Source organism: Sulfuritalea sp., assembly GCF_017302275.1.
Classification (GTDB): Bacteria; Pseudomonadota; Gammaproteobacteria; order Burkholderiales; family Rhodocyclaceae; genus Sulfuritalea.
In genome coordinates this window covers 19,205-30,571 of record NZ_JAFLDR010000045.1, presented here as the reverse complement: position 1 = coordinate 30,571, position 11,367 = coordinate 19,205, and the positions used below count along the sequence as shown (strand labels likewise).

Annotated in this window: 10 protein-coding genes; 3 read left to right on the top strand and 7 right to left on the bottom strand. The window is 67.3% G+C overall.

Going from position 1 to position 11,367, the window contains the following annotated elements:
- The 6 genes from J0M27_RS18280 to J0M27_RS18255 form a co-directional block, all read right to left on the bottom strand.
- Window positions 1–869: NAD-dependent protein deacetylase (locus tag J0M27_RS18280; RefSeq protein WP_294995126.1), on the bottom strand; the 869-nt coding region annotated here is incomplete at its 3' end.
- The gene (locus J0M27_RS18275; protein WP_294995123.1) at window positions 853–2,808 is read right to left on the bottom strand and encodes a diguanylate cyclase; all 1,956 of its coding nucleotides are present in this window, start codon (window positions 2,806–2,808) and stop codon (window positions 853–855) included. The genes J0M27_RS18275 and J0M27_RS18280, both read right to left, overlap by 17 nt.
- The gene (locus J0M27_RS18270) at window positions 2,805–4,901 is read right to left on the bottom strand and encodes an EAL domain-containing protein (protein ID WP_294995120.1); all 2,097 of its coding nucleotides are present in this window, start codon (window positions 4,899–4,901) and stop codon (window positions 2,805–2,807) included. The genes J0M27_RS18275 and J0M27_RS18270 overlap by 4 nt, the downstream gene beginning before the upstream one ends.
- On the bottom strand, window positions 4,898–5,296 hold the full coding sequence (locus J0M27_RS18265) for an Hpt domain-containing protein (protein ID WP_294995117.1): 399 nt from the start codon (window positions 5,294–5,296) through the stop codon (window positions 4,898–4,900). The genes J0M27_RS18270 and J0M27_RS18265 overlap by 4 nt, the downstream gene beginning before the upstream one ends.
- A gap of 279 nt (window positions 5,297–5,575) precedes the next feature.
- On the bottom strand, window positions 5,576–6,748 hold the full coding sequence (metK, locus tag J0M27_RS18260) for a methionine adenosyltransferase (RefSeq protein WP_294995129.1): 1,173 nt from the start codon (window positions 6,746–6,748) through the stop codon (window positions 5,576–5,578).
- Between the two features lie 2 nt (window positions 6,749–6,750).
- Window positions 6,751–7,878 carry a zinc-dependent alcohol dehydrogenase family protein gene (locus J0M27_RS18255; RefSeq protein WP_294995114.1) on the bottom strand — a complete coding sequence of 376 codons (1,128 nt, stop codon included), beginning with the start codon at window positions 7,876–7,878 and terminating at the stop codon, window positions 6,751–6,753.
- Between the two features lie 59 nt (window positions 7,879–7,937).
- Between J0M27_RS18255 and J0M27_RS18250 the strand changes: the two genes are divergently transcribed.
- From J0M27_RS18250 to J0M27_RS18240, 3 genes are read left to right on the top strand one after another with little or no spacing between them, the layout of a single operon-like run.
- Window positions 7,938–8,504, top strand: coding sequence for a C40 family peptidase (locus tag J0M27_RS18250; protein WP_294995111.1), 567 nt, complete (start codon window positions 7,938–7,940; stop codon window positions 8,502–8,504).
- A 54-nt stretch (window positions 8,505–8,558) separates the two neighbouring features.
- Window positions 8,559–10,367, top strand: coding sequence for a GGDEF and EAL domain-containing protein (locus J0M27_RS18245; RefSeq protein ID WP_294995109.1), 1,809 nt, complete (start codon window positions 8,559–8,561; stop codon window positions 10,365–10,367).
- A 49-nt stretch (window positions 10,368–10,416) separates the two neighbouring features.
- Window positions 10,417–10,821: a bacteriohemerythrin gene (locus J0M27_RS18240; RefSeq protein ID WP_294995107.1), complete on the top strand. Its 405-nt coding sequence runs from the start codon at window positions 10,417–10,419 to the stop codon at window positions 10,819–10,821.
- Between the two features lie 260 nt (window positions 10,822–11,081).
- Here J0M27_RS18240 and J0M27_RS18235 read toward each other — a convergent pair whose 3' ends face one another.
- A complete protein-coding gene (locus J0M27_RS18235; RefSeq protein WP_294995105.1) occupies window positions 11,082–11,366 on the bottom strand; it encodes a HigA family addiction module antitoxin in 285 nt (94 codons plus the stop codon).
- Between the last annotated feature and the right edge of the window lies 1 nt (window position 11,367).

Below are 11,367 nucleotides of genomic sequence, written 5' to 3'. Positions count from 1 at the left end.
GCCCGCGGCGCCTCGCGCCGGCGCAAGGCATGCAGGAATTCGCCGCAATCCAGTTCCACCTTGGCCTCCAGCAGGTGGTCGGCGCGCGTCTTGCCCTGATTGATGGCCATCACCGGCTTGCCCTGGCGGTGGGCATGTTCGACGAAGCGGAATCCGGAATAGACCATCAGCGAGGAGCCGATCACCAGCAGGCCCTTTGCCGCGTCGATGGCCGCCATCACGGCATCGACGCGTGACCGTGGCACGCCGTCGCCGAAGAACACCACGTCCGGCTTGAGCAGGCCGCCGCAGTCGGGGCAATCCGGAACATGGAATCCGTCGGCGAGCGCCTCGGCCATCTCGGCATCGCCATCAGGCGCGGTGAGCGGCGGTACGCCGGTGAGTCCCGGATTGGCCGCGGCCAGCCATTCCTGGACGACGGCGCGCGAATCGCGCCGCCCGCAGGCGAGGCAGACCACGCGGCCCAGCGCGCCATGGAGTTCCAGCACGCGCTGGCTGCCGGCCTTCTGGTGCAGTCCATCGACATTCTGGGTGACCACCAGCGCGATCCGCCCGCGGCTTTCGAAGTGCGCCAGCGCGCGATGGCCGGCGCCGGCCGGCGCCCGGTCCACCACCGGCCAGCCGAAAAAACTGCGCAGCCAGTAACGTCGGCGCGTGCTGGCGAAGCGCAGGAAGTCCTGGTGATAGATCGGCCGGGCATGTTTCCAGCGACCGTCGCGGTCGCGGTAGTCGGGGATGCCGCAGGCCGTGCTGAGGCCGGCGCCGGTCAGCACCACCAGTTCGCCCCGGTCGAACAGGTCGCTTACCCTGCGGCCGTCTGCCCGCAGGCCGGCCCCCGGCAACTCGCCGACGTCAGTGGGAACCGCCATGTACCTTGCCCCCGGAATGGACCCGGCTCTGATTGCGTCCGGCGTGCTTTGCGCCATACAGGGCCTTGTCGGCCGCGCTGACGAGCGCGCCGGCATCGGGCATGTCGGCTTCCCTGCAAGCGACGCCGACGCTGGCCGAGACCTGCAATGTGGCTGCACCGACCGTGATGCAGACATTGTTGATCGCCCGCCGCAGGCGCTCGGCGGCTTGCCAGGCCGCGGTTCGGTCGGCGTTCGGGCAGATCACCAGGAACTCCTCGCCACCGAGGCGGCAGGCCTGATCGCCGTTGCGCATCGTGCCGCGTATCACCTTGCCTACTTCGCTTAGCACCTTGTCGCCGATGGCGTGGCCATGGGTGTCATTGATGCTCTTGAAGCGGTCGATGTCCAGCATCAGAACCGCCAATTCGAGGCCCGAGCGGGTCGCGGCGCTCCACATCTGGTCGAGCGCGCCCAGTCCGGCGCGCCGGTTCGGCAGCCCGGTCAACAGGTCGCTGAGGGCGACGTGCTGCAGCTTTCGATTGCTGATCGCCAGGTCGGAAGCGAACTGCTTGAGCTGGGCCCGGTCCTTCTCCCAGGCTTCGAGCAGCTGCACATAGTGCAGGGCGGCGCGCATGCGCGCACTCAGGGAACGGACGTTCACCGGTTTGGTGACGTAGTCGTCCACCCCGGCTTCGAAGGCATGGACGATGTTCTCTTCGGTCTCGACGCCGGTCAGCATGATCACGTACATCGACTGGCCCCACTCCGTCTCGCGCAGCGCACGACAGAATTCTATTCCGTCCATGACCGGCATCTGCCAGTCGGTGATGATGATGCGGGGCATCGTCTCCAGGGCCATGGCCATGGCTTCGCGGCCATTTCCGGCGGAATGCACCTTGCGCCCGACGATGCTGCCCAGCACCGCTTCCATCATGGCCCGCGTGGCCGGGTCGTCTTCCACCAGGAGCACGCGCATCTGCGGATAGGCGGCCCGCTCCTCGCCTATCCTGGGTGCAGCCGCCGCCAGGGTGGCAAAGGGCGGCAATGCCGAGACCGGCACCGCCAGCAGCGTGGCCCACTCCCGCCATTCCGCGACGATGGCGTCCACCAGCTTGCCGTGTTCGCCGGCGTCGAGTCCGAGGCGGCCACCCAGCAGCAGCAGTTCGGCGACCATGCCGCCGCGCAGCGCCTGCGGCGCCAGCGCCATGTCGGCGAGGCGCATGGCATGGTGGAACAGGTGCGCCAGCTGGTAGGGCCGCGATCCGTCGCTGTATCCCGCCGCAGCGGGATTTTCGTGGTGGCAGGCGGGCTCGATCAGGTTCGCGGGAAAGCCGCAACCGGCGAGGATGACGGCGCTGAAATCGTTGTGGTCGGCCTCCAGGCGTTCGCGTTCCATGGCCGCCAGTTGTGCGGGATCGGTGCATTGTTCGAGCAGGGCGGAGTATTCGACGGGATGCACCGTCGCCAGGGCGAGGCAGCCGATGCGCGCCAGCAGGCCGCAGGCGAAAAGCTCGTCGCCGCCCTTGACGCGGCCGACCGAGCCGAGGGCGCGCATCGCCACCGCCATCAGCAGCGAGTGCGACCAGTAGGCGGTGTAGTTGAAGGCCTTGCAGGGGCCGTTCTGATACTGGTCCACCAACGAAAAGCCCATGGCGAGCTGCTGCACCGTATTCAGCCCGAGCCGCATCACCGCATCGGAAATCGAGGCGGCCGAGCGCCCCCGGCCGGCCGCGGAATTGGCGAGGCGCAGCAGGCGGCCGGTGAGCGCCGGATCGCTTTGCACGGCGCGGGCGATCTCGTCCGTCGTCGCGTCCGGTCGGCGACAGCTTTCCATGATCGCCAGCGCGACGCCCTTGGGGCTGGGCAAGCGGCCACTGGAGCGCAGCTGCTCGATCTTGAGCGCGGATTCGGCGTGGCTGCCCATCGCCGCGCCCGGGGCCGGTGCCCTGTTGTTCATGCCGCCGCCGCCAGTGGCCAGTACGCCGCCAACAGTGCCGGAATCGCCGCGGCGGCTACCGGTGCGCTGATGTAGGAGCCTTGCAGCGCTTCGCACTCCATGTCGCGCAGCAGGCGAGCCTGCTCCAGGGTCTCGATGCCTTCGGCGACCAGCGTGAAGCCGAGGTTCCCTGCCAGCGCGACGATGGTGCGCACGATGGCCAGGTTCTCCTTGTCCGCGGGCAGGCCGCGCACGAAACTCCTGTCGATCTTGATCCGGTTCAGCGGCAGTCTTTTGAGATAGCTCAGCGAGGAGTAGCCGGTGCCGAAATCGTCCAGCGCGATCTGAATGCCGTCCTGGCGCAGGTCCTTGAGGGTGGTCATGGTCGTCGCGGAGTCTTCCATCAGGACGCCCTCGGTCACTTCCAGTTCCAGCCATTGCGCCGCCAGACCGGTCTCGGCCAGGATCGCGCGCACGCGCCTGACCAGCTCGGGCTGCATGAACTGCACGGCGGAAAGATTGACCGCCACCCGCACCGGCGTGCCGGCGGCAACCCAGCGCGCGGCGTCGGCGCAGGCCGCGCGCAGCACCCATTCGCCGATCAGCACGATGAGACCGCTCTCTTCGGCGGCGGGGATGAATTCCATCGGCGAAACCAGGCCGCGCTCGGGATGCCGCCAGCGGATCAAGGCTTCCAGCGACAGCACGCGGCCGCTCGCCAGGTCGAGCTGGGGTTGGTAGGCCATGAAGAATTCACCGCGCTCGATTGCCTGGCGCAGGCTGCTCTCCAGGGTCAGGCGTCGGATTGCCTCCACCGTCAGGGCGGTCCGGTAGAACTGGCAGTTGTCGCGGCCTTCGTCCTTGGCGTGGTACATGGCGGTGTCGGCATGCATCAGGAGCGCTTCCGCGTCGGCGCCATCGTCCGGGAACAGCGCGATGCCGATGCTGGCGGTGATCACGATCTCGCGCCCGTCGAGGATGAAGGGGCGCCGCAGCAGGTCATGGATGCGGTGCGCGAGGCCGAGCGCATCGTCGGCATGGTGCAGGCTGGGCACCAGCACGGTGAACTCGTCGCCGCCCAGGCGCGCAAGATTCGATTCGGCGTCGAGCGGGTCGGCGCGCGCCACCAGATCCGCCGGCCGCACGCCCTGGCGCAGCCGATCCGCCGCCCGTTGCAGCAGCAGGTCGCCGATGCCGTGGCCCAGGCTGTCGTTGATGTTCTTGAAGCCATCCAGGTCGAGGAAGAGCACGGCCAAGCGGTCGCCCTCGCGCCGGGCACGGCGTATCTCGCGATCGAGGCGCTGGACGAACGACAGGCGGTTGGGCAGGCCGGTCAGGGAATCGACGAAGGCCAGGCGGTGGATGTCGCGTTCGGCGTTCTTGCGTTCCGTGACGTCGCGCACCAGGCACAGCGTTTCCTCCCCGTTGATGTCGGCCATGCGCGCTTCGTAGTGGTGTTCCGTGCCGTCGTTGCGAGACAGCGCATAGTTCACCGTGAGTCCGTCGCCGCCGATGCGGGCCAGCTCCGCCGCTTTCAGCATCCGGTGCGCGATGTCGGCCGGCAGCACGCCGGAGATGTGGTCGCCGGGCATCGGCCGGCGGGCTTGCGCCGTGTCGCCGGTGGTCAGGTGCGCGTCCAGTACCATGCCGTCGGCATTGAGGCGGAGCAGCGAGTCGGGCAGCGCCTGGAGCATCGCCGCGTTGCGCGCATTGGCCGCATGCAGGTCATTCACCACCTGTACGCCGCGGAACAGGTAGCGGATGCGGTGGCCGAGCAGTGGCCAGTTCACCGGCTTGACGATGAAATCGGTGGCGCCGGCATCGTAGGCACGCCGGATCGAGTCGATGTCGTCCATGCCGGTGACCATGACGATGGGGAACTCCTCGCCGAGCTGGCGGCGCAGGTGGGCACAAACCTGGTGGCCATTGAGGCCCGGCATGTTTACATCGAGCAGGACCATGTCGCAGGGCACGTCCGAAAACTGGCGCAAGGCATCCTCGCCATCTTCGGCAAGGAAAACCTGGAAGCCGGCCTTTTCCAGGGCGGCCTTGATCAGCTCGCGGGTCACCGGTTCGTCGTCGGCGACCAGGATGCGCCAGGGTCGATCGTTCATGGCGCTTCGGCCAGCAGATCGCGCAGCGCGACCAGGACGCGCTCGTATTCGTTCCGCGCCTCGTCGAACACTACCGCCGCGTCATCGATGCGCGCTGCCTTGGCCATGGCTTCGAGTTCGCGGAACAGGTCGGCCAGCGACATGGCGCCGATGCTCGCGGTACTCGACTTCAGGCTGTGCGTCGCCTGTCGCAGGGCCTCGGGGTCGCGCCCGGCGATGGCCTGCTCGATCTGCCGCAGGGTTTCCGCGGCGCTGTCGATGTAGATCCGCACGATCCGGTGCGCCAGACCAGGGCCGCCGGAAGGATCGATCTCTCGATACTGATCGAGGACCTTTCTGTCGATCGGCGCCGGTCCGGCCTGCGGGTCACGGATATCCTTGGGGGTGGCGTGCATGCGCTGCTGCTCCGGAATTCTTGTTGGTGGAATCGTCGATGAATGCTCTGCGGTGCCCGAAGGCGTTGTTGCGGAAACGGCGGGTGCCGAACCGTGAATGCTGCCGCCGATCGGGCTTGGCCGCGGGATGCCGGACACCGGATCGGAGCGCATGCCGGAAGCGACCTCCAAGCTGCTCTTACGCGCTGGCATGCTCTCAGATGCCGGACGTTTTGTTCATTCGTAAATCGCGCGGCAAACTGCGGAAACTACGTAGCCCGTTCGCCGTCCATCCCGGGCTTAGACCAGCGCCGCTTGCAAGGCTTCGCCCCGGTCGCAGCGCTCCCACGTGAAGCAGACGTCGTCGCGGCCGAAATGGCCGTAAGCAGCGGTCTTGCGATACACCGGCTGTGTCAGTTGCAGGGTTTCGATGATGGCGCTCGGCGTCAGGTGGAACACCTTGCGTACCACGGCTTCCAGCCGCGCGTCGTCGACGATGCCGGTGCCCTCGCTGTCGACCATCACCGAGACCGGCTCGGCGACGCCGATGGCGTACGCGATCTGGATCAGGCAGCGCCGCGCCAGTCCCGCCGCAACCAGGTTCTTCGCGATGTAGCGCGCCATGTAGGCGGCCGAGCGGTCGACCTTGCTCGGGTCCTTGCCCGAGAACGCGCCGCCGCCGTGCGGGCAGGCGCCGCCGTAAGTGTCGACGATGATCTTGCGCCCGGTGAGCCCGGTGTCGCCGTTCGGGCCGCCGATCTCGAAAGGCCCGGCGGGGTTCACCAGCATGTGGAACTCCGCCGTGCGCATGTCGAGCGGCAACAACGGATCGATGATCTCGCGCGTCACTTCCCGCGCCACCCAGGCCGGGTCGAGGTCGCGCGCGATCTGGGTCGAGATCACCACGTTATGCACCCCGGCCACGCGCTGGCCCTCGTAGCGCACGGTGACCTGGCTCTTGGCGTCGGGCCGCAGCCAGTCCATGGTGCCCGACTTGCGCAGGCTGGCCTGGCGCCGCACCAGGCGGTGCGCCAGCCAGATCGGATAGGGCATGCAGTCCGGCGTTTCGTCGCAGGCGTAACCGAACATCAGGCCCTGGTCGCCGGCGCCGAGCTGGCCGTTGGCATGGACGATGCCCTTGTTGATCTGGATCGACTGGTGGTTGAAGCGCACCTGCACTTCGCACTTGTCGGGGTCGATGCCGGTATCGGCATCGCGGTAGCCGGCGTCGCGCAGCACCTGGCGGGCGATGCCTTCGGCGCGGTCGCGGATATCGGTGAAGATCGCCGGGTCCGACGTGCGGAATTCGCCGGCGATGACGATCAGGTTGTCGGCGACCAGCGTCTCGCAGGCCACCTTGGCGCTCGGTTCGCGTGCCAGGAAGGCGTCGAGGATGGCGTCCGAGATCTGGTCGGCGAGTTTGTCGGGATGGCCCTCGGAGACCGACTCCGAGGTGAACAGATAGGAGCGCAACATCAGAACATGATTACCTGGCGCACGGCCTCGCCCGAATCGAGGCGGTCGAAGCCCTCGTTGATCTGGTCCAGCGTCAGGCGATGGGTGATCAGCTTGTCGACGGGCAGGCGCCCGGCCTGGAACAGCGCGATGTAATGCGGGATGTCGCGCGCCGGCACGGCCGAGCCGAGGTAGCTGCCTTTCAGCGTGCGCTCCTCGGCGACGAGGTTCACCGCCGGCACGTTGAAGGTGTGCGAGGGCGGCGGCAGGCTGCAGGTCACCGTCGTGCCGCCGCGCCGCGTGATCTTGTAGGCCGTGTCGAGCGCCTTGACTGAACTCGCGGCCTCGATGGCGATATCCACGCCGCCGCCGGTCGCCGCCTTGACCTGGGCCACCAGGTCGGGGTCATCGGCGCGGAATGCGCGGCTCGCGCCCAGCGCCAGTGCGGCGTCGAGCTTGGACGGCAGGCTGTCGATGGCGATCACCTCGCGCGCGCCGGCGGCGAGTGCACCGAGCACGGCGGAAAGGCCGACCCCGCCCAAGCCGACGACGGCGACCGTCTGGCCAAGGCGAATCTGCGCCGAGTTGATCGCCGCGCCGACGCCGGTGAGCACTGCGCAGCCGAACACGGCGGCGACGTCCTGCGGCAGGTCGGGCGTGACCTTGACCAGCGAGCCGCGGTTGCACACCGCGTATTCGGCGAAGCAGGAGACGCCGACCTGGTGGTTGAGCGGCGAGCCGTCGGCGCGCGACAGGTGGCGATGGCCGCCGACCAGGGTACCGGCGGTATTCGCCACCGCCCCCGGTTCGCACAGCGCCGGGCGGCCTTCGAGGCAGGGCAGGCAGTGGCCGCAACTGGGCACGAAGACCAGAGCCACGGCGTCGCCGCGCTTGAGGTCGGTGACGCCCGGCCCGGTCTCCTCGACCACGCCGGCGGCCTCGTGGCCCAGCGCCATCGGCATCGGTCGCGGCCGGTCGCCGTTGACGATGGACAGGTCCGAATGGCAGAGGCCGGCGGCGGTGATTCTAACCAGCACTTCGTTGTGTCCCGGGCCGGAAAGATCCACCGTCTCGATGGCGATCGGGCGGGTTCGCGCGTAGGGGCGCGGTTGTTCCATCTGGCTCAACACGGCGGCGCGGATTTGCATGATGTTTTCTGCCTTGCTTGGGATTAACAGGCACAGTCTAGCGGAATACATTTGACGGCATGCCGGCCCCGCGCACATCGCTCGCCACCCTGCTTGCCAGTTCCAGCCTGGTGCTGGCGGCCTGCGGCGTGCTGCCGCCGGGCGGACAGGATCCGGCGCCGGTGGCGTCGCGGGGAAAAGTCGGCGATGACGACACGGCGCGCGCGGCCGCCGCGCCCGGTTCCGCCGATCAACTCGACCGGCACAACCCCAAGGCCAACGACGTGGTCCTGTTCGCCCTGGGCCTGATCGAGACCGGTTACCGCTTCGGCGGCAAGAACCCCGAGGCCGGGCTCGATTGCAGCGGGATGGTCAGCTATGTGTTCGAGAAAGCGGGTGACATGCAGCTCAGGGGTTCGGCCGCCGAGCTCGCACGCAAGGGTAAGCCGGTTGCGGCGGAAAAACTGCGGCCCGGGGACCTGGTCTTCTTCAACACACGCAACAAGCCCCGTTCGCACGTCGGCATCTACATCGGTGACGATCGCTTCGTGCATGCGCCCAACAGCCGCGGCAAGGTACGCACCGAAAGCCTGAAGCGTGGCTGGTTCGCGGCGCGCTTCGAGGAAGGCCGTACCTACCTGGACTGACGCCGGGCGGCGCCGGCGTGACCGACCCGGCTCGCCACGCAGGGACGCCGTAGAATGGGGGCCGTAATCCTGCCCATGGTCATGAACATTCCCGCACCCGGATCGCCTGCCGTCGTTCCCGAGCCGCCCAAGGCGGAGTCGCAGCTTGCCGACCGCGCGCCGCCGGGGCCGGGACAGGCGGTAGACGAGGATCATGATTTGCTCCAATCGATCCTGGACCATATCCCTCTGGCCATCTGGATGACCGACGTCGACGGCAGGATGCGTTTCATCAACCGCCGCCTGTCCGACATGCTCGGCATTGCCGAGGCGCGCTTTCTCGCCGCCGGCCATTACACCGATCTGCTCCCGTCGATGGTCGCCACCCACTGCCGGCAGGCCGACCGGGCATGCCTTGCCGCGGAAACGCCGCACCTGTCCAAGGAATGGTTGCAGTTCGTCGATGGCCGCGAGCATCTGCTGGAAATTACCCGGGTGCGGTTGCTCGACCCGGATGGCAGCCTGCGCGGCATCGCCGGCATGGCAGCCGATGTCACCGAGCGCATGGAACATGAAAAGCACCTCGAGCGCGTGGCCCATTACGATGCCCTGACCGGGTTGCCCAATCGCCAGCTGCTCGCCGACCGGCTGCTGCAAGCCCTCGCGCGCACCAAGCGCGAGCATGGCCTGATGGCGGTCTGCCACCTCGACCTGGACGGCTTCAAGCCGGTCAATGACCGCCATGGCCACGGCGCCGGCGACAAGGTGCTGGTCGAAGTCACGCGCCGCATCAAGGAGGCCGTGCGCGAGGACGATACCGTCGCACGCCTCGGCGGCGACCAGTTCGCCGTGCTGCTGGTCGGCCTGCAGGCGACCGAGGAATGCGTCGGCAGCCTGCAGCGCCTGCTGGAATGCATCCAGCAGCCGATCGCCGTCAATGATGCGGTGCTCGACATCACCGCCAGCATCGGCGTGGCGATCTACCCGGAAGACGAGCAGGACGCGGATACCCTGTTGCGCCATGCCGGCCAGGCCATGCACCTGGCCAAGCAGGCGGGCCGCAACCGCTACCACCTGTTCGATGCGGTGAGCGACCAGCGCGCGCGATCCCACCACAAGCTGCTGCAGGAGATCCGGCAGGGCCTGGCCGTGGGCGAGTTCGAGCTGTATTACCAGCCCAAGGTGGAAATGGCCAGTCGCCGGCTGGTCGGCGCGGAGGCCCTGATCCGCTGGAACCATCCGCGGCGCGGACTCCTGCAGCCGGACGATTTCCTGCGCACGGTGGAAGATACCGAGCTGGAAGTCGAACTCGGCGACTGGATGCTGCGCACCGCGATCGCACAGTTGCATCGCTGGCACGCGGAAGGTTTCGCGATCGAACTCAGCGTCAATGTATCGGCCTACTACCTGCAATCGGCGGGCTTCGTCGCCAAGCTGCAGGCCACCGCCACGCAGCTCGCCGCGATGGATGCCCTGCGCCACCTGCAGATCGAGGTCCTGGAGACCGCCGCGCTGGAGGACATCGGCCGCATCGACGCCCTGATCGGCGCCTGCCGTGAATTCGGCGTCGGCTTCGCGCTGGACGACTTCGGCACTGGCTACTCCTCCATCGCCTACCTGAGCAAGCTCGACGTCGACACGCTGAAGATCGACCAGTCCTTCGTCCGCGACATGCTGCAGGACAAGGGCGACCACGCCATCGTGCAGGGCATCATCGCGCTGGCGCGCGCCTTCGACATGGACATCGTGGCGGAAGGGGTGGAGACCGCGGCGCACTACGCGGCACTGTTGCAGATGGGCTGCGCGCTCGGCCAGGGGCACGGCATCGGGCGCCCGATGCCGGCGCACGACCTGGCGGAATGGCGGATGCCTGCCATCGCCTGAACTGCGCGAGAATGCGCGTATCGAAAGACGCGGATCGAGGGGGGGTACCATGGCGCAACTCCTGAGCTGGACGGCGGACCTGAGCGTCGGCATCGACGCCATTGACGACCAGCACAAGCGCATCGTCGACTTCATCAATGACCTGCACGAGGCGAGCCTCCGCGATGACCGCGAGACGGTCGGGCGCATCATCGACGCCCTGATGGAATACACCGTGTCGCACTTCAGTCTCGAGGAGGCGATGATGGAGCGCGCCGGCTACCGCTTTCTGCGCGCGCACAAGAAGGTGCATGAACTGTTCACGCGACGCGTCACCGAATTCCGCCATCGTTTCAAGCTGCGCGAGGACGTCGCGATGGAGATGCAGGAAACCCTGATCAAGTGGCTGATGAACCACATCAAGAACGAAGACCGGAACTACGCGGCGACGGTGCGCGAGTTCGGCCAGGGCTGAGCGGCAAACCCGGGCGCTCGGTGCCTGGCGCGATGGCGCGGAAGGAAAGGCGGCGCCCCACAGGGACTTCGTTCGGTCTCGGGCGACACGGTGCAGTGGAAACCCAACCGATGAAAAGACGAATGGCGCGATAGTAATCGCGCTATTTGAGGAGAGCTTTCGCGGATGAAAAGGGGTTTTTCTACAGCTTCAACGTCGAAGTTCAGGGACGCGACGCGGCTTCATCGCGGCGCGTCCCATGGAACGACGGGTTCGGCGTCTTAGGCGGCAAGCTTGATGACCTTGAGCGCTTTGCGCCCTTGCTCGGCGTGCCACAGGTCGTATTGCACTTGCTGGCTCAGCCAACTCTCGGCGCTGGTGTTAAAGGCGATGGATAGGCGTATCGCCATTTCGGGACTGATGCCCGAGCGCCCGTTGAGGATTGCCGAAAGGGTTTTACGGCTTACGCCCAAACCTTCCGCAGCCTCGGTAACCGTAAGACCTGCGGGCTCCAAGCACAGAGACTTGATGATTTCACCCGGATGAGGGGGGTTGTGCATACGCATG